At 70.8% G+C, this 20,852-nt stretch carries 25 protein-coding genes and 1 pseudogene; 13 read left to right on the forward strand and 13 right to left on the reverse strand.

The features are described from left to right. Positions 1–6: 6 nt before the first annotated feature. From ABT123_RS19495 to ABT123_RS19510, 4 genes are all read right to left on the reverse strand, one after another. Positions 7–1,908, reverse strand: coding sequence for an amidohydrolase (locus ABT123_RS19495; protein WP_351315881.1), 1,902 nt, complete (start codon positions 1,906–1,908; stop codon positions 7–9). A 23-nt stretch (positions 1,909–1,931) separates the two neighbouring features. Then, positions 1,932–2,642 (reverse strand): GPR1/FUN34/YaaH family transporter, encoded by a 711-nt coding sequence (locus tag ABT123_RS19500; protein WP_351315884.1) that lies wholly within the window; start codon positions 2,640–2,642, stop codon positions 1,932–1,934. Between the two features lie 14 nt (positions 2,643–2,656). Next, positions 2,657–3,625, reverse strand: coding sequence for an alpha/beta hydrolase (locus tag ABT123_RS19505; protein ID WP_351315887.1), 969 nt, complete (start codon positions 3,623–3,625; stop codon positions 2,657–2,659). A 152-nt stretch (positions 3,626–3,777) separates the two neighbouring features. Next, positions 3,778–4,749, reverse strand: a complete 972-nt coding sequence (locus tag ABT123_RS19510; protein WP_351315890.1) for an alpha/beta hydrolase — start codon at positions 4,747–4,749, stop codon at positions 3,778–3,780. Positions 4,750–5,080: 331 nt separating this feature from the next. Between ABT123_RS19510 and ABT123_RS19515 the strand changes: the two genes are divergently transcribed. Further along, complete coding sequence (locus tag ABT123_RS19515) at positions 5,081–6,079, forward strand: AraC-like ligand-binding domain-containing protein (protein ID WP_351315893.1); 999 nt, start codon at positions 5,081–5,083, stop codon at positions 6,077–6,079. A gap of 110 nt (positions 6,080–6,189) precedes the next feature. Then, a complete protein-coding gene (locus ABT123_RS19520; protein WP_351315896.1) occupies positions 6,190–7,071 on the forward strand; it encodes a helix-turn-helix domain-containing protein in 882 nt (293 codons plus the stop codon). A gap of 31 nt (positions 7,072–7,102) precedes the next feature. On the opposite strand, the gene ABT123_RS19525 is transcribed toward ABT123_RS19520, so the two are convergent. Together ABT123_RS19525 and ABT123_RS19530 are read right to left on the reverse strand one after the other, a co-directional pair. Then, complete coding sequence (locus ABT123_RS19525) at positions 7,103–7,504, reverse strand: DUF3592 domain-containing protein (RefSeq protein WP_351315899.1); 402 nt, start codon at positions 7,502–7,504, stop codon at positions 7,103–7,105. A 108-nt stretch (positions 7,505–7,612) separates the two neighbouring features. After that, positions 7,613–8,188 carry a TetR/AcrR family transcriptional regulator gene (locus ABT123_RS19530; protein ID WP_351315902.1) on the reverse strand — a complete coding sequence of 192 codons (576 nt, stop codon included), beginning with the start codon at positions 8,186–8,188 and terminating at the stop codon, positions 7,613–7,615. 148 nt (positions 8,189–8,336) lie between these two features. Between ABT123_RS19530 and ABT123_RS19535 the strand changes: the two genes are divergently transcribed. From ABT123_RS19535 to ABT123_RS19545, 3 genes are all read left to right on the forward strand, one after another. Beyond that, positions 8,337–9,110, forward strand: a complete 774-nt coding sequence (locus tag ABT123_RS19535; RefSeq protein WP_351315905.1) for a DUF2306 domain-containing protein — start codon at positions 8,337–8,339, stop codon at positions 9,108–9,110. Positions 9,111–9,231: 121 nt separating this feature from the next. After that, positions 9,232–9,894, forward strand: a complete 663-nt coding sequence (locus ABT123_RS19540; protein WP_351315908.1) for an MBL fold metallo-hydrolase — start codon at positions 9,232–9,234, stop codon at positions 9,892–9,894. A gap of 331 nt (positions 9,895–10,225) precedes the next feature. Next, positions 10,226–11,191 carry an alpha/beta hydrolase gene (locus ABT123_RS19545; RefSeq protein WP_351315911.1) on the forward strand — a complete coding sequence of 322 codons (966 nt, stop codon included), beginning with the start codon at positions 10,226–10,228 and terminating at the stop codon, positions 11,189–11,191. Between the two features lie 161 nt (positions 11,192–11,352). Here ABT123_RS19545 and ABT123_RS19550 read toward each other — a convergent pair whose 3' ends face one another. Next, positions 11,353–11,559, reverse strand: coding sequence for a YozE family protein (locus tag ABT123_RS19550; protein ID WP_351315914.1), 207 nt, complete (start codon positions 11,557–11,559; stop codon positions 11,353–11,355). A 279-nt stretch (positions 11,560–11,838) separates the two neighbouring features. Between ABT123_RS19550 and ABT123_RS36750 the strand changes: the two are divergent. Both ABT123_RS36750 and ABT123_RS19555 read left to right on the forward strand, forming a co-directional pair. Continuing rightward, positions 11,839–11,979 (forward strand): annotated as a pseudogene (locus ABT123_RS36750) (three-helix bundle dimerization domain-containing protein); the annotation flags it as partial. 75 nt (positions 11,980–12,054) lie between these two features. Continuing rightward, complete coding sequence (locus ABT123_RS19555) at positions 12,055–12,699, forward strand: acyl-CoA-like ligand-binding transcription factor (RefSeq protein ID WP_351315917.1); 645 nt, start codon at positions 12,055–12,057, stop codon at positions 12,697–12,699. Here ABT123_RS19555 and ABT123_RS19560 read toward each other — a convergent pair. Further along, a complete protein-coding gene (locus ABT123_RS19560; protein ID WP_351315920.1) occupies positions 12,608–13,267 on the reverse strand; it encodes an NADPH-dependent F420 reductase in 660 nt (219 codons plus the stop codon). The two genes, ABT123_RS19555 and ABT123_RS19560, sit on opposite strands and share 92 nt — an antisense overlap. Before the next feature lie 75 nt (positions 13,268–13,342). Here ABT123_RS19560 and ABT123_RS19565 point away from each other — a divergent pair, with 75 nt between their 5' ends. Both ABT123_RS19565 and ABT123_RS19575 read left to right on the forward strand, forming a co-directional pair. Further along, entirely contained in the window at positions 13,343–13,693 is a 351-nt protein-coding gene (locus ABT123_RS19565) for a winged helix-turn-helix transcriptional regulator (RefSeq protein ID WP_351315923.1), read from the forward strand. 178 nt (positions 13,694–13,871) lie between these two features. Further along, a complete protein-coding gene (locus ABT123_RS19575) occupies positions 13,872–14,342 on the forward strand; it encodes a mycothiol transferase (protein WP_502970993.1) in 471 nt (156 codons plus the stop codon). On the opposite strand, the gene ABT123_RS19580 is transcribed toward ABT123_RS19575, so the two are convergent. After that, positions 14,339–15,337, reverse strand: coding sequence for an SMP-30/gluconolactonase/LRE family protein (locus ABT123_RS19580; protein WP_351315926.1), 999 nt, complete (start codon positions 15,335–15,337; stop codon positions 14,339–14,341). The genes ABT123_RS19575 and ABT123_RS19580 overlap by 4 nt on opposite strands. 125 nt (positions 15,338–15,462) lie before the next feature. Next, positions 15,463–16,371 carry a helix-turn-helix domain-containing protein gene (locus ABT123_RS19585; protein WP_351315929.1) on the reverse strand — a complete coding sequence of 303 codons (909 nt, stop codon included), beginning with the start codon at positions 16,369–16,371 and terminating at the stop codon, positions 15,463–15,465. A 139-nt stretch (positions 16,372–16,510) separates the two neighbouring features. Between ABT123_RS19585 and ABT123_RS19590 the strand changes: the two genes are divergently transcribed. Then, the gene (locus ABT123_RS19590) at positions 16,511–17,020 is read left to right on the forward strand and encodes an SRPBCC family protein (protein ID WP_351315932.1); all 510 of its coding nucleotides are present in this window, start codon (positions 16,511–16,513) and stop codon (positions 17,018–17,020) included. 73 nt (positions 17,021–17,093) lie between these two features. On the opposite strand, the gene ABT123_RS19595 is transcribed toward ABT123_RS19590, so the two are convergent. Next, on the reverse strand, positions 17,094–17,456 hold the full coding sequence (locus ABT123_RS19595; RefSeq protein WP_351315935.1) for a DoxX family protein: 363 nt from the start codon (positions 17,454–17,456) through the stop codon (positions 17,094–17,096). Then, positions 17,453–17,815, reverse strand: a complete 363-nt coding sequence (locus ABT123_RS19600) for a cupin domain-containing protein (RefSeq protein ID WP_351315938.1) — start codon at positions 17,813–17,815, stop codon at positions 17,453–17,455. The genes ABT123_RS19595 and ABT123_RS19600 overlap by 4 nt, the downstream gene beginning before the upstream one ends. 80 nt (positions 17,816–17,895) lie before the next feature. Here ABT123_RS19600 and ABT123_RS19605 point away from each other — a divergent pair, with 80 nt between their 5' ends. Then, positions 17,896–18,747: a LysR family transcriptional regulator gene (locus ABT123_RS19605; protein ID WP_351315940.1), complete on the forward strand. Its 852-nt coding sequence runs from the start codon at positions 17,896–17,898 to the stop codon at positions 18,745–18,747. Positions 18,748–18,852: 105 nt separating this feature from the next. On the opposite strand, the gene ABT123_RS19610 is transcribed toward ABT123_RS19605, so the two are convergent. Then, positions 18,853–19,335 (reverse strand): MarR family winged helix-turn-helix transcriptional regulator, encoded by a 483-nt coding sequence (locus ABT123_RS19610; RefSeq protein ID WP_351315943.1) that lies wholly within the window; start codon positions 19,333–19,335, stop codon positions 18,853–18,855. 110 nt (positions 19,336–19,445) lie between these two features. On the opposite strand from ABT123_RS19610, the gene ABT123_RS19615 reads away from it, so the two are divergent. Beyond that, on the forward strand, positions 19,446–19,787 hold the full coding sequence (locus tag ABT123_RS19615; protein WP_351315946.1) for an EthD domain-containing protein: 342 nt from the start codon (positions 19,446–19,448) through the stop codon (positions 19,785–19,787). Positions 19,788–19,921: 134 nt separating this feature from the next. Beyond that, entirely contained in the window at positions 19,922–20,788 is an 867-nt protein-coding gene (locus ABT123_RS19620; protein ID WP_351315949.1) for a DODA-type extradiol aromatic ring-opening family dioxygenase, read from the forward strand. Positions 20,789–20,852 lie beyond the last annotated feature (64 nt).

Here is a 20,852-nt window from a genome sequence, read left to right on the forward strand (position 1 = left end):
AATGGTTCAGGGCAGGTAGCAGGGGTCGAGGGCGCCGTCGGCGGCCTCGGGGGCGGTGTGGCCGCGGGCGCTCCGCCACAGCCGGTGTTCCTCGGACTCGGCGGCGGCCTCGGCGAGCAGGGCGGCCTGGCGGACACCTGTGCGCGACGGCGGCACAGTGGCCTGGTAGCCGCCGAAGCGGGCGACGGGGCTCCAGTCGGGGGTGACGGGTGGCAGGGCCTCGTCCAGGCCCTCGTACTCGGCCGCCCCGTAGACGATCCGGCCGCCGACCACGGTGAGCACGGACTCGATGTGCGGGATGTCCTCGGCCGGTACGGTGAAGTAGTCGTCCGTGAGGGCGGTGAAGTCGGCGAAGCAGCCTTCCTTCAGGATTCCCTTGACGTCGTCCTCGCCGGTGATGCGGGCGCCGCCGCGGGTGTACATCTCCAGCGCGGTTTCGCGGGACACGAGCCGGTCGGGCGGGTAGAGGGAGAGGCCGCCGACGGTGCGTCCGGTGACGAGCCAGTGCAGGGCGACCCAGGGGTTGTACGAGGAGACCCGGGTGGCGTCGGTGCCCGCGGCGACCGGCAGGCCGAGGGCCAGCATGCCGGTGACGGGCGGGGTGTGGGCGGCGGCCTCGGCGCCGTAGCGGTCGGCGAACGCGCGCCCCTGGAAGGACATCCGGTTCTGCACGCTGATGGTGCCCCCGAGGGCGGCGATGCGTTCCAGGCTGTGCGGGGTGACGGTCTCGGCGTGGTCGAAGAGCCACCTGTTCCCGGCCGGGAACAGCCCGTCGGCGGCGAGTTTCTCGAAGACGGCGAGGTCGCGGCGGATCGTCTCGTCGTAGGTGGCGTGCAGGCGGAAGCCCCAGCCGTTCTCCATCAGCAGCCGGACGGCCTGCTCGAACTCGCTCTCGTAGCCGGGTGACAGCTCGGGCCGGGGTTCGGAGAAGTTCTCGAAGTCGGCGGCGGCCCAGGTAAGGTTCTCCCCCGCGCCGTTCAGCCGGAGCCACTCGTCGCCGTCCCCGGGCCGGACGGTCTCGATCCAGCGCCGCAGGTCGGCCAGTTCCTGGCCGGCGGTCTGCGGGAAGAGGTGGTAGGCGATCCGCAGGCTCAGCTGTCCGGCGGCGGCGAGGCCGACGACGGTGGCGTAGTTGTCGGGGAAGTTCTGGAAACCGCCGGCGGCGTCGACCGCCGAGGTGAGGCCGAAGCGGTTGAGCTCGCGCAGGAAGTGCCGGGTGGAGGTGATCCGGTCCGCCTCGTCCAGGGCGGGTGCGGCGGCGAGCGTGGAGTACAGGATCAGCGCGCTGGGAGCCGCCAACAGGACTCCGGTGGGCTCGCCGTCGCGACCCCGGACGATCTGCCCGCCGCGGGGGTCGGGCGTGTCCTTGGTGAAGCCCGCCGCCCGTACGGCGGCCCGGTTGAGGATGGCGGACTGGTACAGGTGCAGGACGAAGACCGGGGTGTCGGGGGCAGCCGCGGTCAGTTCGGCCGCGGTGGGCAGCCGTCGTTCGGCGAACTGCTCGGCGGACCAGCCGCCGACGACACGGATCCACTGGCCCTTGGGGGTGCGGCCGGCCTGCTCCCGCAGCATCGCCAGGGCCTGGCGCAGCGTGGGAACGCCGTCCCAGCGCAGCTCCAGCACGTAGTTCAAACCGCCCCGGATGACGTGCAGGTGGGAGTCGTTCAGACCGGGCACGACCCGGCGGCCCAGCGCGTCCAGCACGCGGGTACCGGGGCCGACATGGCCGGCGATGTCGTGGTCGTCGCCCAGGGCCGTGATCCGGCCGTCCCGTACGGCGAGCGCGGAGGCGGCGGGCCGGGCGGGATCGCCCGTGTGGATCCTGGCATTGCGCAGGACCAGATCGGCCGCCCGGTCCTCCGGCAGGGCGGGGGACGGGGTGATGCCGGCGACCGGCATGGTGGTCATGGTGCTCACTCTCGTAGGGGAGGTCACAGGGTGCGGCGTACGCCCGCCTGGCGTTCGAGGTTGCGCAACTGCACACTCAGGTCGCCTTCGACGGCCTGGTGGGCGGGGCCGCTGCGGCCGATGGGGAGGACCTCCTCGCCGCGCATGTCCTCCAGCATCAGGGCGAACGCGGTGTAGAGGGCGACGGCCGCCAGCAGCAGCCCCAGGACCCCGGAGAGGGTGCCCACCCAGGCGGCTTCGGTGAGGTTGAACAGCGCGGCGACGGCGAACCGCGGCACCGCCGCGCACAGCACCAGCCACAGCGCCCGCTTGCGGCTCGCGACGCTGGCCATCAGTACGGCGAACAGGGCGAAGACCGCGTTGAGGACGCCGAGGACACGCATGGAGCCCGGCACATCTGTCACCAGGTTCAGCGAAGTGGCGAGCCACAGGCCGGCGAAGCAGGCCATCAGCGTGGCCGCGAGCACGTCGCGGGCGCCGAAGGCGAAGAAGCTCACCAGTAGTTGGAGGATGAACGCGGGCAGGATGGTGAGGCCGACGGCCTGGCGGGCGCCGTCCTCGAAGACTCCCAGCTGGAAGCAGCCGACGATCACCGAGGCGATCGCGACCGTGTAGAAGCCGAGCGGCATGGGCGAGGCGATCGGCCGGAGGTTGATCCGCGTCATGTGCCGCAGATCGGGTTCATGGCGGCGGCCGGCGGGCTCCGCCGGCGCGTCGCTGTCGTGGGTCGTCACGGGGACGCTTCTCCTCAGGAACCGGCGAGTGCGGTGCGCAGGGTGGTGGTGGCGAGGTTGATGGCCGAGTCGGCGGCGTGGGTTTCGCGGAGGGCGTTGAGCATGACGAAGTCGTGGATGATGCCCTGGTAGCGGACGGCGGTGACGGGGACGCCTGCGGTGCGGAGCTTGTTGGCGTAGGCCTCGCCTTCGTCGCGCAGGACGTCGGCTTCGGCGGTGATGACCAGGGCCGGGGGGAGGCCGGTGAGCTGTTCGGTGGTGGCGCGCAGCGGTGAGGCGGTGATCTCGGCGCGTTCGGTCTCGTCGGTGGTGTACTGGTCCCAGAACCACTGCATGCCGTCGCGGCGCAGGAAGTAGCCTTCGGCGAACTGGTGGTAGGAGCCGGTGTCGAAGGCGGCGTCGGTGACCGGGTAGAAGAGGACCTGCTGGAGCAGGTCCAGGCCGCCGCGCTCCTTGGCCATCAGGGTCAGGGCGGCGCTCATGTTGCCGCCGACCGAGTCCCCGGCCACCGCGATGCGCGCCGGGTCGAGGTTCTTGGTGGCGCCGTGGGTGACGACCCAGCGGGCCACGGTCCAGTTCTGCTCGATGGCGACGGGGTAGCGGTGCTCGGGCGAGCGGTCGTACTCGGGGAAGACGACGGCCGCGCCGGTTCCCACGGCGAGTTCGCGTACGAGCCGGTCGTGGGTGTGCGCGTTGCCGAACACCCAGCCCGCGCCGTGGATGTAGACGATCACAGGCAGCGGGCCGGCTGCCCCTGCCGGGCGGACGATACGGGCGCGGACCTCGCCGGTGGGCCCGCCCGGGACGGTCACCCACTCCACGTCGACCTCGGGCAGGGCAATCTCACCGGACTGGACCTCATCGACGGCCTTACGGCCCTCGGCCGGCGGAATCTGGAACAGGAACGGGGGCGTTGCGGTGGCCTCCGCGAACGCGGCAGCAGCGGGTTCGAGGACGGGCGTGACGGGGACGGAATGCGTCATGATTCGGCCTGTTCACTACAAGACGGGTGGAGCGCCGGTCTCGTCTTCTCCGAGGCGGCAACGGAACCGTAGGCCCGTTGCCACCGGCCGAATTGACTGATGGTGCACACCCGCATGACCGGGCGTGCACGCACCGGCGGCTCAGCCGCCGATCAGGGGCCGAAGCGGTGGAGTGCCGTGTGGAGGGTGTCGACCACCTGGATCCGCGCGGCCCGCGACGCGGCGCTGTCGCGCAGGGCGTCGAAGAGGACGAACCCGTGGATCGTCCCGTGGTAGCGCATCGACGCCACGGGCACCCCGGCATCGCGCAGGGCGGAGGCATACGCCTCGCCCTCGTCGCGGCACACGTCCGCCTCCGCGACGATGACCAGCGCGGGCGGCAGACCGGTGAGCTGTGCCCGGCCGGCGCGCAGCGGGGATGCGGTGATCCGGTCGCGCTCGGCGGAGTCGGGCGCGTACTGGTGCCAGTAGCTGTGCATGGCGTCGCGGCCGAGGAAGTAGCCTTCGGCGAACCGCTCGTACGACGCGGTGTCCATCCGTGCGTCGGTGACGGGGCACACCAGCACCTGGTGGAGGAACTCGACCCCTTGGCGGTCCTTGGCCAGCAGGGCGAGCGCGGCGGCCAGATTGGCACCGCCCGAGACCCCCGTCAGCGCGATCCGGCTTCCGTCGAGGCGGTGGTCCCTGCCCTGCTCGGCGATCCAGTGGGCCACGTGGTAGCTCTGCTCCAGCGGCACCGGGTAGCGGGCCTTGGGCGGCCGGTCGTAGTCCGGGATCACCACGGCGGCGTCGGCGCCCAGGACCAGGTCGGTGAGCAGGCTCTGGTGGGCGGTGGCGTCGGTGAGCATCCACCCGAGTCCGTGGAGGTAGAGGACCACCGGCAGCGGCCCCTCGCTGCCGGCCGGACGCAGGATGCGCACGCGGATCCGTTCCCCGTCCTCGCCCGGCACCGCCAGCCACTCCTCCTCGATGTCGGGATCCGCTCCTGGCACGGCGGAAGGCCCGTTGAGCAGGCCCGGATGGGCTGCGGGCCCGGAAGCCGGTGGGCACCGGTGCGTGTCCACGAAGGACTGCGCCGCCCGCTCCAGGACGGGCGCCGGCGCGATCGGACGGTCACGTTCCACAGAGATCTCCTGCACGAGGCCGCGGCCGTGGGTCGGCCCGGGTGGGCCCGCCACGGCCCCGGTGTCCGGAGCGGTCTCCGCACACCGTCCCCACCCTACGGACGATCCCTGCGAGTAGGACCAGGTGGCGGGCCCGAGTACATGACCATCCGCGCACGATCCGCCTGGCATCCGGCGACATCTCGGGCGGACCACCGGATCCCGGACCGCCGCAACGCGCGGCGGCGAGCGGCACCGGCTGCACTCGACTGTCAGATGACGTACGCCGCGCCTCGACAGCGGCGCGAGACTGACAACGTCCGCCGGCGACGCCCAACAAGGAGCAGCACCTGTGAAGGTCGTACTCGACTCCGCGTCCGTCGCGGACGGAGACAGAATCGCGTCGTGGCAAGAGGCCCTCGCGCAGTGGCTGGCGCCGGTCGAGGTGACGGCGCACGACTCCCGGCCGTTCCAGGGTGTGCTGGCGACCGCGCACCTGGGCTACCTTCGGATGCTGTCGCTGGACGCCGACCCGGTGCGGCTGCGCCGCGGCAGCCTCCCCGTGTCCGATGCCCAGCGCGGGATGCTCACGGTCGTCCTTCAGGGGACGGGCGCGGGCGAACTGACCCAGGACGGCCGCAGCACCCTCCTGCGGCCGGGCGAGCTCTCGGTCGTCGACCTGAGCAGGCCCTTCTCGCTCGACCAGCGCCACCGGTTCGGCCTGACCCTGTTCCAGCTGCCCGAACGTGCCGTCGGAGCGACCGGGTGGCGGATGGCGCATCTCACCGGACGGACCGTGATCCCCGCCGAGGACGGCGCGGCCCCTCTGGCCCTGGCATTCCTGGCGGGGTTGCCGCGCACGGCGGCCGAGGTGTCCCCGGACGTCGGCGATCTGCTGGCGGGGGCCGCTGCGGACTTCCTGACGACCCTCCTGGAACCAGCGGCCGAAGTCGGCGGCACGTTACGCCCGGCCGGCGACCATCTCGTACCGGCGATCCGTGACTTCATCGACGAGCACCTCGCCGACCCCGACCTGTGCCCGGAACGCATCGCCGCATCGCATCAGATCTCGGTCCGCTATATGCACCGTCTGTTCGAGGGCGAGGGCGTGACCGTCGGCCGGCTCATCCAGCAGCGGCGGGTGGAAGCCTGTGGTCGCGAGCTGAAGCGCCGCTCCAGGGTGACTCCGACGATCTCCGCCGTCGCACGGCGCTGGGGCTTTCCCAGCCCGGCCCACTTCAGCCGGGCCTTCAAGGCGGTGTACGGGGTGACACCGCGGGAGTGGGCCGGCGGGTCCGGCGCCGCCGGGGGCAATCCTGTCCCCACCACAGGGGACGAGGCAGTCAGATGACGTATGTGAGCGCTCTCGACGGCGGGGAAATTGACAAGGACGGTGGAATCGCCACCGGCCCGACCTGACCCGGCCCCCGCCCGGCCTGATGATGAGCCTGGAGCCTGCCCATGCACGCAGCCGTCGCCCACCCGCCGCTCCCCTCCGCCCCCGCAGGGGCGGCAGGGACAGCAGGGGTGGCCGGCTGGAGTTCCGTGGACGTCGGGCTCGTGCACCTCGCCGACGGGAGTCCCGGGGCGAGCGTCTGCAGCGGCACCCCTGTGCGCGAGGTGACCCTGTGGGCCCCGATTGCGGGCACCGCGATGGTGACCGGCGCGGGCGCGTCGCTGCCGCTCGCCGCCGGCGCCCTGGTCGTCACGGATTCCCGCGGGCCGGATGCCGTCGCCCCGGCCGTCCTCGCGCGGGGCGCGGACGGCTGCACCCTGGTCGTGCTACGCGTGCCGCGCGGGCTGCTGGCCGTGTCCGACGCGGCGCTTCGGGAGTCCGCGGGCCGCAGCCGAAACGCCGGCACGGGTGTGGGCGCCCTGCTCGTCCCGTTGCTGCAGACGGTCGCCCGGGAACGGCGCCGGTCCGCGCTCGCGGACCGCGTCGCCCAGCACCTGGCGGATCTGCTGGCCGCACTGGTCCACGAGCTCTCCCAAGCCCCCCACGCCTCCGGCGACCGGGACCTCATGGACGGCATCCGCTGGTACATCAACCAGCGGCTCGACGACCCGGCCCTGCGGCCGGAGACGATCGCCGCCGCCCACTTCATCTCCGTACGGCTGCTGCACAAGCTCTTCGAGCAGGAGGGCACGACCCTCGGGCGCTGGCTGCTCCAGCGCCGGCTCCACGAATGCCGGCGCGAGCTGGGCCGGGTGGATATCCGCCCGGTGAAGGTGGCCGCGGTCGCCCGGCGCTGGGGGTTCGCCAACACGGCGCACTTCAGCCGGGCGTTCCGCCGGGCGTACGGGATCTCACCGCGCGACTGGCGCGACGCGCGCACCGGCTGAGTCGTGAACGGTCCCTGAGTACGGGGCCACATCATCGGGTGAGCATGACCAGCACCGCGGCACCGAGGAAGAGCATGCCTCCGGTAAACAGGCCGACGATCCCGGACCGGCGGTGCTTCCGGGTGAACACCCTTGCGGTCTCCGGCTGTTCGGGCAGATGGACGACCGGCACCTGGGTTCCCAAGTCCAGCCCCAGCCCCGTCCCTCTCGCCGCGGGCTGGAACCTGACGGGTCGGCCCTGCTGGTCGGTGAACTCGATCACAGGCGTCAAGAAATCGTCCGACGGCGCCTGCTCCTGGTCCACCACCACCCCCTCGGTGTGAACGCCGTACCGACGCAGCCGCGCTTGCAACCGCGCCTCCCGCACACCACCCCACAGACACAGCAGGCCCGCCATCACGCACAGCCCGACACCGACCACTTCACCCGCCATCGGTCCCCCGCTCTCCCTCGCACGCGCTACACCGTTGGTCGCGGCGCCCTCGGAACATCTCCGATCCATTCGACACGCGCAAGGAGGCATGAGGAACAGGCGGTCTGACTACAGCCCGAACATCGCCGACAGTGTGCTGGTGGCGAGGTCTTCGGGAGGTTCGTCCATGCCGAACCTCTGGTGGGGCTGGCGCAGGCTGAGCACGGCGAGGCCGTGCAAGGTGGCCCAGATGGACCTGGCCATCAGCTCCGGCGACGGCTTCGCGGGAATGAGGGCGGTGGCCTGTGCGTCGACGACGGCCTGCAGGAGCACCTCGAAGGAGTCGTGACCGACCGGGTCGGCGCCCGGCTGACTGCGGAACATGGTCACGAACAGCTCGGGGTGGTCGTGTGCGAAGCGTACGTACGCCCCGCCCAGCCGCAGGAGCCGCTCGCGCGCGTCAGCCGTGTCCGCCGCCGTGCCCTCGAGGCTTGCGTGGAGTGTGGCGTAACCCTGCGCGGCCACCGCGGCCAGCAGTTCATCCTTGCCGCTGAAGTGGCGGTAGGGCGCGGCGGTGCTCACACCGGCCCGGCGGGCGACCTCGTTGAGGCTGAACTGCTCATGCCCTCGTTCGGCGAGGATCTCCCGGGCCCCGTCGATCAGCGCCTGCCGCAATGCGCCGTGGTGGTACGTCGTCCGTGTCACCGGCTGTCCCTCCTGGCCGGCCCCGCCGACCGCCAGCACTCCAGAAGCGGTGCGGGAACTGCGACCGCCTCCATGTTACCGATTCTAACATCGACTGCTATGTTAGAGCCGTTCACATCGAGGCAGCATGAGGACCCGAGGAGTTCGGATGACTTCCATCGCACGTCCCGCACCCGCCAAAAGGCCCTCCCGGCGGGGCCGTTCACAGTGGAGTTGGGCCTGGGTGGTCCTCTCCTCGCTGGTGATCGCCGGGTACTTCGTGGGCCAGTACGCCCAAGGGACGCTCGACGCCCTGGCACACGAGCACGTGGGGCTCGCGGACGACTACGCCTCCCGGGCGCTGCCGATCCGAGTGGCCTTCTACATCCACATCGTGTCCGCCGGGCTGGCGCTGGCGCTGGGACCGTGGCAGTTCTCCCAGCGACTGCGCAGCCGCCGCCTACGCCTTCACCGCGGCATCGGACGCACGTACATGGTCAGCGTCGCGATCGGCGCGGTCTCCGCGCTCGTGATGTCGATGTTCAGCTCGGTGGGCCTGCTGGGCTTCTTCGGCTTCGGCTCACTGGCGGTCCTGTGGGGATGGACAGCATGGCGCGGCTACCGCGCCATCCGTGAGCGTGACATCCGCAGCCATCAGGCCTGGATGATCCGCAACTTCGCGCTCACCTACGCGGCGGTCACCCTGCGCCTGTGGTTCGGAGTGCTGATCCTCGTCCAGGTGCCCTTCGCGCACGGCGCGGACCCGTTCGACGCCATTCTGACGCAGGCCTACGCCCCCCTGCCCTTCCTGTGCTGGCTGCCCAACATCGTCATCGCCGAGTTCATGATCCGCCGCCGCGGCCTGCCGGCGCTGCACCTCGCGACATCGCCCGGCACCCGGCACCCGGAAACGTCCGGACGGGCCGCGGCCCCCAGTGGATGACCCAGCGCACGACTGCCGGCCGACCGCTGTCGACCGGCCCGGCAAGCATCGCCCCGCACCACGCTCGGACCGACCCACCCGCCCCTCGCACTCCGACCGCGTCACCCCTCCGGGAGAAGCCATGACCGTCTACACCGTCAAGAACCTCGCCTCCTCCGCCTTCCTCGTCACCGACGAAAACGGCGCCATGATCGTGGACACCGGCGTCGCCGGACGAGCCCCCGCAATGCTCCAGCAGATCGCCGACGCCGGCCTGCGCCCCGCCGACGTCAGACTCATCCTGCTCACCCACCACCACGCCGACCACAGCGGCTCCGCGCTCGCCCTGCGCGAGGCCACCGGAGCGCCCATCGCCATCCACCGCGACGATGTGGACCAGCTCCGCCGCGGTGGCCGCGTCAATCTGCAGCCCACCAGCCTGATGCCACGCCTTATGAAGGTCATGCTGGCCAAGGCCGAAATCCCGGCCATCGAGCCCGACATCATCCTCGACGACGAAGAAGACCTGACCCGGCACGGAGGAATCGGCCGGTCCTTCGTGACCCCCGGCCACACCCCCGGATCCACCTGCGTCCTGCTCGCCGACCACAGCATCCTGGCCGGCGACGCCCTCTCCGGCGGCATGATGCGAGCCCGGCTGGCCCGCAAGCCCATGTTCGCCGCCGACCTGGACGCCGCCGCGCGCAGCATGCGCGCCATCGCCGACCACGCACCGACCACGGTGTACGTCGGCCACGGCGGCCCCCTGTCCGCACCGTCCGTCGCGGCACTCAAGCCCCTGTGACACCGCCACCCGGCCTCACCGGCTCCGCCTGAGGCGAACTCCCCAGGCGGAGCACGCGCCTCTCACCCGGGCGTCGCCCGCACGGGCTGACGTCAACGGGCACGGCAAGGCCGACGAGGACTACGTGGGCCAGCTGTACGACGCTATCCAACGCGTCGTACAGGACGAAGGGCAGTCGCTGGGCGTGTACCTGGGAGCCTGCGCCCACTGGCGATTAAGTTGTGCACAACTTAATTGTGCACTACTTTACTGGTGTGCCTGCCGGGCGGTCGGCACGACGAACGCCGAGGGCTGCCCCGCCCTCGATGCCCTATGCCCTGGAGAGTCCGACATGACTGAGAAGAGTGCTCGTCCGGTCCTGGAACCCGCTGCTGCCGCATTCGCCGAGGCCACGGCGAAGCCGCCGTTCCTGTTCCAGATTCCGCCGGCCGAGGGCCGTAAGGCCGTCGATGAGGTCCAGTCCGGTGAGATCGCCCTGCCCGAGGTCGACGTGGAGTGGGTGACCGTCCCGGGCGGGCCCACCGGCGAGGTCCGCGCCCGTATCGTCCGCCCGGCAGGGGCATCCGGCCCGCTCCCGGTGATCGTCTACATCCACGGCGCGGGCTGGGTGTTCGGCAACGCCCACACCCACGACCGCCTGGTCCGCGAACTCGCGGTCGGCGCCCGTGCGGCCGTCGTCTTCCCCGAGTACGACCGCTCGCCCGAGCACCGCTACCCCGTCGCGATCGAGCAGAACTGGACGGTGGCCCGCTGGATCGTCACCCACGGCGCCGCCAAGAACCTCGACCCGGCGCGCATTGCGGTGGCCGGGGACTCGGTCGGCGGCAACATGAGCGCCGCCCTGACCCTGATGGCCAAGGAGCGCGGCGGCCTGGACCTGCTCCAGCAGGTCCTCTTCTACCCGGTCACCGACGCCGCCTTCGACACCGGCTCCTACCACCAGTTCGCCGAAGGCTACTTCCTGCGCCGCGACGGCATGCAGTGGTTCTGGGACCAGTACACCACCGACGAGACCGAACGGGCCCAGATCACCGCCTCCCCGCTGCGCGCCACCACCGCACAGCTCACCGGCCTGCCCCCGGCCCTGGTCATCACCGCCGAGGCCGACGTACTGCGCGACGAAGGCGAGGCCTACGCCAACAAGCTCCGCACCGCAGGCGTTCCCGTCACCGCGGTCCGCTACCAGGGCATCATCCACGACTTCGTCATGCTGAACGCGCTGCGCGAAACCCACGCCGCCGACTCGGCCATCGCGCTCGCCACCACCACCCTGCGCCGCGCCCTCGCCACCGCCTGAGCAGCCCGGACCGCGGCGGGCGCGGCGTCGACGCCGCGCCCGCCGCATCGCAGTACCGCTCGCCGAACCACTCGCACGCGAAGCCAGCGACCCGGCCCTCGCTGGGGCGGGCTCAGGCGACAAGGCGGAGATCACGCGGATGCGGGCGCAGCTGAAGCCTCTCAGCGGGAGGCGTAGCAGATCCAGGCGTCCGTGAGGTTCTGCAGTGCCATTTGGGTGGCACCGCCGTCCTCCAGGTGATCGGTGAAGGTCTGCAGCCGGTTCGGGCCTTCGGGCCAGTCCGGATCGGCGGCGGCCCTCCTGGCGAGCTCACCGATGGCGCCCTGATCCCTCGCGTGTCGCGACAGCCACGCCGTGAACCCGTCCATCGGTCCATTCCCGTCTCCGAAGTCACCGGCCTCGGCTCACGCACCGGGCAACCGAGTGCCGACAGCCGGCGATCGTCTCGCCCAGTTGGCGGGGTTGACGTGAAGCCGGCCACTGCCGACGGTACTCCGCCACCGCTGATCGCCGGTCAGGGTTCAGCAGGTTCCAGCCGGTGGGTCATGCCACCTGCCGCCAATAGCGGCGAAAGATCAACTTCCCGGCTGAAGGCCGCTCCGCGAAACTGGGGAAAGGCGATCCCCTGAGGAGGACTCAGGCGCATGATGGCGGAATCAGAGGATGCCCTGACCATCCGCCATGTCGCCGAGCGGCTGATCAAGGCGCATCCTCGGCTGGACGCCGGACTGGTGCAAAAGTCAGTACAGACGGCTTACGAAGAGCTCAGGTACGCACGCGTGCGTACCTACCTACCGATCCAGAGCCCAGGACCTGCTGCCCCCCTGACGAGGCGACGGAACGCCACACCTGACCCTCGACGCATGACCGTCCTCGGCATGTCGACGCCAGCTGGAGCAGGCCCTGCTCTCGTAGCCATGCAGGCCACCGCGAAAGAGACTGCCGAGCGGGCGGGACTCACGGAGCGAACGTTCTTCCGGCACTTCGCCAACAAGCGCGAGGTCCTGTTCCCCCACGCCAACCCGCTGCGGGAGTCCCGCGTGACCGCCCTCGACGCCGTCCCCGATACGGCGGCGCCGATCGACGCGGTGGCCGCGGCACTGGAGGGCGCCTGCGGCCTGTTCACGGAACGCCGTGAACAGGCCCGACAGCGCCGGGCCGTCATCGACGCCAACACCGAGCTCCAGGAGCGCGAAATGATCAAACTCGCTTCCCTGGCCTCCGCCCTGGCCGAGGCGCTACGCCGACGCGGCGTCGCCGACCCGGCCGCGACCTTGGCCGCCGAGGTCGGGGTCGCCGCCTTCAAGGTCGCGTTCGGACGCTGGATCAGCGAGCCCGACCATCAGGATCTCGCGCGCCTCGTCCGGGAGTCGCTGGAGGAACTCAGGGCACTCCCGACGAAATGCCCTGAACGCCTCACGCCCTCTCGGCTCGTGGACCTGTTGCATAGGCCAGCGGTGGCGCGATCGCCCGTACGTCTGCCTGCTCCGCCACCCACAGCCCGATGAACAGCGCGGCGGTCGCCTCCAACAGTCCGGCGCGGTCCAGCCCGCCCCCGGCCACCGGCTCGCAGCCGATGTCCCGCACCAACTTGCGTGCCAGCGCGAGTGCCGCTTCGTCGTCCCCGCAGATCGGAACGGTCAGGGGCTGACCGTCGAAGACCGGCGGGGTCATCCGCCACACGCTCTCGTGACAGAGGTTGAATGCTTTGACGACGTGCACGCCCGGTACCGCCGCAGCCAGTCGGCGCGCCGCCGAGGGGCCGCCTTCCGTCAGCAGCCGGAAGCCGGGCCCGACCGGATTGGCGCAGTCGACCAGGACCTTCCCCTTCAGCGTCGGCTGAAGCTCCCTGACGACGTCGGCCACCACGCCGTACGGCAGTGCGGCCAAGACCGCCTCGCCGAAGTCGGCCGCCGCCTGCAGACTCCCGTGCCCCGCACCGCCCCCGATACGCATCGCCAGCCGCTGGGCCTTCTGTTCGTCGCGGCCTCCGACGAACACCTCGTGCCCGGCTCGCACCCACTGCGTGGCCAGTGCGTCCGCCATGTTCCCCGTTCCCAGCACACCGATCTTCATCGATACGTCCCTCTCCGTAAAGCTCCAACCGCTTTCGGGACGACACTAGGAAACCCGTCAGGCACCATTTGGTACGTGACGACCGACGCCCACCTCGCCGACTGCCGCGCCCGCCTCGCCTTCGACCTCCTCTCCAACACCTGGAACGCCGTGCTGATCTGGGTCCTGCGGGACGGCCCCAAACGCCCCGGCGAACTACGCGAGCGCATCGGCAGCATCAGCCCCAAGGTCCTGACCGAGACGCTGCGGCGGCTGGAGTTCAACGGGCTGGTGACACGGAACGCCTATGCCGAAGCGCCGCCCCGTGTCGAGTACGAACTCACCGCTCTGGGACGGACGTTGCTCGGCCCGATCGACGCATTCGGCGCGTGGGCCTTCGAGCACGGCGATGAGGTCATGGCCGCCCAGGAACGAATGGGCGGGTGAGTTCCCCGCCCGTGACCTGTGACCTCCTCTGCACGCGTCGACGCACTTTCATCGGGATGAGTTCAAGCGCCGCCGGCAGATCAGCGCGCATCCCAGAGTGAGGAACGCCGTGCTCGGTGCCTCGCCGGGCGACCAGCGGCTTCACGCCGAGCTTCCACACCAGGCGACGGTACGTGTCGTGGTCGTACCCGCGGTCAGCGAGAACGACGTCTGGTCGACGCCGTGGCCGGCCGCGCTTGCCCCGCACGCGCGGAATGGCTTCGTGGCCGAGGGCCCGTCAGCCATGCGCTACGACCTGCCCGAAGGTGTGACCTGGGAAGACTTCGCGGCAGGCAACGCCCGTGAGTACCCGCAGTGGGCGATCGACCACCAGAACGACTTCCACATGTTGCCCGGCGAGACACTGACCGGCATCCTCCAACGCTACGAGCAGGTCGCCGACCGGACCACGGAAGTCATGGCCGCCGTCCCCGACCTGTCGGCCGGCCACCCGCTGCCGGAAGCGCCGTGGAACGAGCCGGGGGCGGTGCGCAGCGTGCGCCGGGTGCTGACGCACCTGATCGCCGAGACCGCCCAGCACGCCGGGCACGCGGACATCCACAACCTCGTCGGAAGCGTGCTCATCGGCACGGTCCTGGTGGTGATCTAGTCGTTCAGGTGGGCGAGTAGGAGGTTGGGGTCCTTCGTCGTGACGTACGCGGCGCTCAGGACGTAGGCGGTGTCGCCGCGTAGGGCGATGGAGGTGGGGTTCTGCAGGCCGTCGGCGACGGTCAGGACCGTGGAGTGGGTGCCGTCGGGCTGGACGAGGGCGACCTCGCCGGGGCCGTTGAGGGCGGCGAGGAGCTGGTCGCCGTGGCCGGTGAAGGCGAAGTCGTCGATCCCGGCCAGGCCGGTGGCCCGGGTCTGGACTGGGCCGGCGCGACCGTCCCGCAGGACGGGTATGCGCAGCACGGTGCCCCGGTCGAGGTTGGTGACCCACAGCGCCCCGCCCCGGATCTTCAGCCCGTTGGCGCCGAGGAATCCGGTGGAGGCCAGTTCGGGGGCGGTGGACCAGGTGTGGGCGGTGCCGCCGGTGGTGGGCACGCTCGAGATGGTGCCGAGGACGGAGTCGGTGACATAGAGGGTCCGGGTGCGCGGGTCCAGGGCCAGGCCGTTGGGCAGGCCGGCCGCGGGCAGCGCGGCGATGCGCTGCGGTGCGCCGCCGGGGCGCAGGCGCCACAGGCCGGTCAGGTCGGCGGTGCCGGTGGCGTACAGGAAGTACAGGGTGCCGTCGTGCGCGCGGACGATGCCGGTGGTCAGAGCGAAGCCCAGGACCGGGGTGTGGATGCCGCCGTCGGCGGGGGCGGGCAGGGTGGCCAGGATCCGGGTGGACCCTCCGGGGGTGAGGCGGGCGACCTGGCGGGCGGCGGCGAAGGTGACGTACGCGCTGCCGTCGGGGGCCAGCGCGATGTTCTCGGGCGTCTGGTGCCGGGCCAGGTCGAAATGCGCGGCGATGCGTACGCAGCTCAGCGGGGCGGAGACGGCGGACGCGACGCCGGGGGTGGCCGCGACGACTGCTGCTGCGGTCAGTGCGACGGCTGCCGCGGCGGTCTTGGACAACGTGTACTTGTTCTTGTTCTTGTTCTTGTTCTTGTTCTTGAACATGGTTCCTTCACTGTTTTCGGGCATGCGGCAGCGGTACGCCGACGCGCGGAAGTTGGGTTGAGGGGTTGGGGGCTGGCTTGGGGGGCTCGCGGATGTCTGCGCGGCGTTTGGTGGTGTGTGCCGGGTCAGCCGGAGCCGGCGCGAACTCCCGGTCGGGCCGGGGCGTGCTGCGGGGTGACCTGGGCGAGCAGCGCGAGCGTGGTCCGTGCGGGCGAGTCGGCCTCGGTGGTGGCGACCACGATGTTCTGCCCGTGTTCCTGGTCCTGGCCCGGGCCCTGGCTCAGGGTCTGCTGGGTGACGGTCAGCGGGCCGACCAGCGGATGCCGCATCTCGTAGGTCGCGACGGCGCACGCCGTGACGCGGTGGTCGGCCCACATAGAGGCGAAGTCCGCGCTCTTCGCGCTCAGTTCACCCACCAGCGCGTGGAGCGCGGTGTCGTCCGGGTGCCGGCCGGCCACCAGGCGCAGATTCCCCACCACGGCCCTGGCCTTGGCCGGCCAGTCGGCGTACAGATCACGGGTGTGCGCGTCGAGGAACACCAGCCGGGCCATGTTGGGCCGCTCTGCCGGCCGGTCCGGGGCTCCCGGGTCCAGGTGTCCGGCGAACAGCGCATGGCCCAGCCGGTTCCATGCCAGGACGTCACTGCGGCGGCCGGTCACGATCGCCGGGACGTGGACCAGTGCCTCCAGCAGCTGGCCGGTCGCCTCCGTCACCCGCTCCGGGGCGGGCCGGCGGCCCCGGCCTGAGCCCGTGGCCGACGACCGGGCCAGGTTGTGCAGGTGCAGGCGCTCGGCCTCCTCCAACCGCAGGGCCCGGGCGATCGCGTCCAGTACCTGCGGTGAGGCATTCAGGGACTGCCCCTGTTCCAGCCGGGTGTAGTAGGAGACGCTGACACCCGCCAGCGAGGCCAGCTCCTCGCGTCGAAGACCCGGCACCCGGCGCCGCTCCCCGTAGCCGGGTATCCCGAGATCCTCCGGTTGCAGCTGGGAGCGCCGCGTCTGCAGGAATTCCCCGAGCCACACTTTTGCGTTCATGGATCCGAGTATGGGCCGGGCCCGACCGCACAGCCTGACCCTGGCGTGGATAGGCACCAGCGGGTCTGGCTCCCGGGCGGGACCGGTGGTGACGTGGGCGTTGCCGACATGGCACCACCCCCCCGTCCAGGAGGACACCTTGAGCACCACCACCAGCGAACACGACCTCTTCGAGGTCCTGGACGCATCGGATTTCACCTTCACCCGGCGCGCCTGGGTCGATGCCGCGCCCGCCCGCGTCTACGACCTGATCAGTGACGTGTCCGCCATCGGGCGCTGGAGCCCCAACGCGAGCGACGTCACCTTCGACCCCGGCGCCGGGCCCCGGGTCGGGGCCTGGTTCAGCGGCAGCAACCACAAGGACGGCAGGCAGTGGAGCACCCGCTCCCAGGTCGTACGGGCCGACCCCGGCGCCGCCTTCGCCTTCGTGGTCGGCGGCGCCGAGGACGGCATCGTCCAATGGAGCTGGACCTGCCACCCCCAAGGACGCGGAACCGTCGTCGAGCAGTCCTGGCAACTCCTGCGCCTCGACCGCGTGCTGGGCGCCACCCGCGGCGACCTCGATGCCCTGCGCGACTACATGACGAACAGCGTCGAAACCACCCTGCTCTCCCTCGCCCAGTGGATCGCCGAAGCACCGGCCGGGTGAACGACCCCACGCCTGCGGCAATCACTGACGCCCTGGCGAGCGGGCCGCAGCCGACCACTGGCCCCACCCGAAGTCACAGCCATGTCGTCGCCAGCCAGGCGGTGACGGACGCGGTGAGCAAGAGCGTGATGTTGAGGGCCACTTGGCGGTCTCCGAGGCTCAGGTGGACCCCGGTCGCGCCGATCTGCAGGACCGCGAAACCGATGGCGGCGGCGAGGGCCAGCCAGGGGGCGATGCCGGTCAGCGGTGGGAGGACCAGGCCGATCGAGCCGAGCACTTCGATCGTCCCGATGGCTCTGACGGCCGGCATCGGCGTGGTGTCCACCCAGGCCATCATCGGCCGGAGCTGCTCGCGACTCCGGACCACCTTCACCCCGCCCCCGTACAGGTAGAAGAGCGCGAGCAGACCGGCGAGGGCCCAGTATGCGAAGTTCACGACTCCCCTCCACGGGCGAAGTGGGCAGCAGTCTCGGTGGCATAGCGGCCCACTGTGCGCAGTTGCGCCTGCGGGGTCAGCACCTGGCCGCTGGCGAGCATGTTCTGCAGGTCTCGGAAGTACTGCACGTACTGGTCGGATGTGAAAGTACTGAGCGTGAAGGCCGGTTGGCCGGTCGTGTTGGCGAAGGTACGCGAGGCTCCGGGCGGGACCATCACGAGCGTGCCCGCTGTCGCGTCGCGGTCCGCCTCTCCGACGGTGGGCCGAACGGTGCCGGAGATGATGCAGGGGCTCTCGTCATACGGGGCGTGGCGATGCTGCGGTGGTCGGGGCGTGCGCGGCTTCGGTTCGTCAGTCATGCGTCGATTCCACTGCCGGTGCACGACGACTGTCCAAGACCCATCCTGCGAGGCCGATACCGTACGGGTATCGTCGCAGCATGGAGCTACGTACGCTGCGCTACTTCGTGGCCGTCGCCGAAGAACTCCACTTCGGCCGGGCCGCCACCCGGCTGCACATGAGCCAGCCGCCGCTGAGCCGGGCGATCAAGCAGCTCGAGACCGACCTCGGTGCCGTACTGCTGCACCGCTCCTCCACGGGCGTCACCCTTACCCCCGCCGGGGCGGCACTCCTGGACGAAGCGCGCAACCTCCTCGCCCAGGCCGACCTGGTACGCCTGCGCGTAGCCGCGGCGGCCGGCGCCTCGACCATCACCATCGGCATCCTGGGCGACACCACCGACCGCGGCGCAACGCGGCTGGCCGCCACGTACCGCCGGCAGCACCCCGGTGTCGAGGTCCGCATCCGCGAAGCCGACCTGACCGACCCGACCTGCGGACTGCGCACCCGACTCGTCGACGTCGCCCTGACCCGCGCACCCTTCGACGAGACCGGCCTGACGGTGCACGAGCTGCGTGCCGACCCGGTGGGCGCCGTGCTCCGCGCCGACGATCCACTGGCCCGCCGCGACCGTCTGACACTGGCCGACCTGGCCGACCGCCGCTGGTTCCAGTTCCCGCACGGCACCGACCCGCTCTGGCAGTCGTACTGGAACGGCGGCGAGCCCCGCGAGGGACCGGTCGTGCGCGCCGTACAGGAATGCCTGCAAGCCGTGCTCTGGAACGGCACGGTCGGCATGACCCCGCTCGGACACAACCCACCCGAGGAGCTGACCGTGGTACCGGTGACCGACATGGCGCCGAGCCGCGTCGTGGCCGCGTGGAACGCGGGCGACCCGAACCCGCTGATCCGCTCGTTCGTCCAGATCGCGACGGCCGCCTACCGCCACTGAGTAAGCGCGAGCGCAGCTCCCGACGTTCTGTACAACGACGCCGGCCGGCAACCACTGGCGCTCGAACTGCGGTTCGGCCGGGCGCCGAGCGGGCGGTGAGCGCACTCACCCGGTGGGACCACCGGCGGCCTCCCGCCGCACGGTCTCGGCGACGCCGGCCAGTGCCGCGCCGAGTTGGCGGCGCTGGACAGCGGTCAGAGGGTCGAACACGAGTCGGCGCACCTGCGCGACATGACCCGGCGCACTGTCGGCGACCTTCTGCCGACCGCTGTCGGTCAGCGTGGCCAGGGTGTAGCGACCGTCACTCGGGTCGACTCGACGAACAATCCACCCCCGAGCCTCGAAGCGGTCCATCATCTTCGACAGCCGCGGGAGAGTGCTGTTGCAGACCCGCGCCAGCTCGCTGAGCCGCATGGTGACCTGGTCCGCCATCGACAACCGGGCAAGCGCGCCGTACTCGAAGTTCGAGATGCCCGCGTCGCGCTGCAACTGACGGTCCAGGGCCGCAGGCAGCGCGATCACGACGGTGAGAAGGTCCTGCCAAAGTTCCTGTTGCTCGGCGTCGAGCCACGGTGACGGTGCATTCATGCGATCCATCTTACTTGCCCAGGCAAGAGATGTCTCTTGCCTGGGCAAGTCATCGTCGCGTACGTTATGAGTTGCCCAGGCAAGTCAAACTCGACTTCGAGGAGTCATCTGTGATCAAGATCAGCATCTTCCTGACCCGGCGGGCAGGCCTGACCCATGAGGAGTTCGCGGACTACTGGCAGAAGCACACCGCGCTGATCACGAGCCTGCCCGGCGGAGAGGTCCCGGTCCGGCGCTACGTCCAGCTCCTGGCCACCGACGACGAGATCCCCGGCATCACCACAGCGGACTACGACGGTGTCGCCGAAGTATGGGTCGACAAGATCGCCGACGCCGCCCAGTGGTTCACCTCCGACACCTACACCACGACCGTCGCCGCGGACGAGGAGAACTTCCTCGACCGCTCCAAGACCCGTTTCCTCTACGCCACCGAAAGCCCGATCTTCGGCTGAGCACCGCCGCCGGAGACGACTCGCTCCGGGGTCGGCAGCCGGCCACAGGTGAATCGCGCGGAACGCGGCCGGGGCGGCCTCACGATGAGGCCGTCCCGGCCGTGCCCGCCCCAACTCGCAAGGAGCGACACGCCATGACCACCCCCCTGCACACGCCCCGCACCCCGGCCGGGGCCTACGACGATCACCTCGCCCGGGTCCTGCCCCGGGCCCACGAACAGCGGGTCTGGGTCCCCGCCGACGGGGCGCTGCCGAGCCTGTTCATCAGCCACGGAGCGCCCTTCACCCTCGACGATCCGCAGTGGCTCGACGACCTGTTCACCTGGGCGCAATCCCTGCCCAAACCGAAAGCCATCGTGATCATCTCAGCGCACTGGGAGGACGCACCGGCCGCGATCACGGGCGCGGCGGCGGGCACCCCGCTCTACTACGACTTCAGCGGCTTCCACCCCCGCTACAAGACCCTGCCCTACGCGACCCCGGACGCAACCGGCCTCGCCCGTCGGCTCACGGCCACGCTCAGTCCGGTGACCACGGTGCACGAGCGCCCTGACCGAGGTCTCGACCACGGCGCGTTCATCCCCCTCATGGCCATGTATCCCGCAGCCGACGTTCCGGTCGTCCAGCTGTCGATGCCCAGCCTCGACCCCGCTGCGTTGCTCGAGCTCGGGGCACGTCTGCGATCCCTGCGCGATGAAGGCATCCTGGTTGTCGGCTCGGGCTTTATGACCCACAGCTTCGCGGTCTTCCGCCGTCCGGACCTCGCCGCACATACCAAGGCCTTCGACGAGTGGGCCGTCGACGCACTCGGGCGGGGCGATGTCGATGCGCTCACCGACTACCGGCACAAGGCACCCGGCGCCGCGGTCGCCCACCCAACGGCCGACCACTACGTGCCCCTGCTGGCCACAATCGGCGCCGCGAGCGATCCCCGCAGCGCCACCAGCACCATCGACCGCATGATCATGGGAAACTCCACCCGCTCGCTGCAAATAAACTGAGGGCCGCGCTGGCCTCGCCTGTGGCGCTGTCGGGTGCCGGTCCCTGGTCTCGCTCGGCGTGCTG

This window comes from Streptomyces sp. NPDC002054 (assembly GCF_040296685.1).
Classification (GTDB): domain Bacteria; phylum Actinomycetota; class Actinomycetes; order Streptomycetales; family Streptomycetaceae; genus Streptomyces.

What these genes read in the sequence shown, in the direction of transcription:
- ABT123_RS19495 (WP_351315881.1), bottom strand. Translation starts at nt 1,908, where the DNA reads ATGACCACCATGCCGGTCGCCGGCATCACCCCGTCCCCCGCCCTGCCG.
- ABT123_RS19505 (WP_351315887.1), bottom strand. Translation starts at nt 3,625, where the DNA reads ATGACGCATTCCGTCCCCGTCACGCCCGTCCTCGAACCCGCTGCTGCC.
- ABT123_RS19520 (WP_351315896.1), top strand. Translation starts at nt 6,190, where the DNA reads ATGCACGCAGCCGTCGCCCACCCGCCGCTCCCCTCCGCCCCCGCAGGG.
- ABT123_RS19525 (WP_351315899.1), bottom strand. Translation starts at nt 7,504, where the DNA reads ATGGCGGGTGAAGTGGTCGGTGTCGGGCTGTGCGTGATGGCGGGCCTG.
- ABT123_RS19535 (WP_351315905.1), top strand. Translation starts at nt 8,337, where the DNA reads ATGACTTCCATCGCACGTCCCGCACCCGCCAAAAGGCCCTCCCGGCGG.
- ABT123_RS19540 (WP_351315908.1), top strand. Translation starts at nt 9,232, where the DNA reads ATGACCGTCTACACCGTCAAGAACCTCGCCTCCTCCGCCTTCCTCGTC.
- ABT123_RS19545 (WP_351315911.1), top strand. Translation starts at nt 10,226, where the DNA reads ATGACTGAGAAGAGTGCTCGTCCGGTCCTGGAACCCGCTGCTGCCGCA.
- ABT123_RS19550 (WP_351315914.1), bottom strand. Translation starts at nt 11,559, where the DNA reads ATGGACGGGTTCACGGCGTGGCTGTCGCGACACGCGAGGGATCAGGGC.
- ABT123_RS19555 (WP_351315917.1), top strand. Translation starts at nt 12,055, where the DNA reads ATGACCGTCCTCGGCATGTCGACGCCAGCTGGAGCAGGCCCTGCTCTC.
- ABT123_RS19560 (WP_351315920.1), bottom strand. Translation starts at nt 13,267, where the DNA reads ATGAAGATCGGTGTGCTGGGAACGGGGAACATGGCGGACGCACTGGCC.
- ABT123_RS19580 (WP_351315926.1), bottom strand. Translation starts at nt 15,337, where the DNA reads ATGTTCAAGAACAAGAACAAGAACAAGAACAAGAACAAGTACACGTTG.
- ABT123_RS19585 (WP_351315929.1), bottom strand. Translation starts at nt 16,371, where the DNA reads ATGAACGCAAAAGTGTGGCTCGGGGAATTCCTGCAGACGCGGCGCTCC.
- ABT123_RS19600 (WP_351315938.1), bottom strand. Translation starts at nt 17,815, where the DNA reads ATGACTGACGAACCGAAGCCGCGCACGCCCCGACCACCGCAGCATCGC.
- ABT123_RS19605 (WP_351315940.1), top strand. Translation starts at nt 17,896, where the DNA reads ATGGAGCTACGTACGCTGCGCTACTTCGTGGCCGTCGCCGAAGAACTC.
- ABT123_RS19610 (WP_351315943.1), bottom strand. Translation starts at nt 19,335, where the DNA reads ATGAATGCACCGTCACCGTGGCTCGACGCCGAGCAACAGGAACTTTGG.
- ABT123_RS19620 (WP_351315949.1), top strand. Translation starts at nt 19,922, where the DNA reads ATGACCACCCCCCTGCACACGCCCCGCACCCCGGCCGGGGCCTACGAC.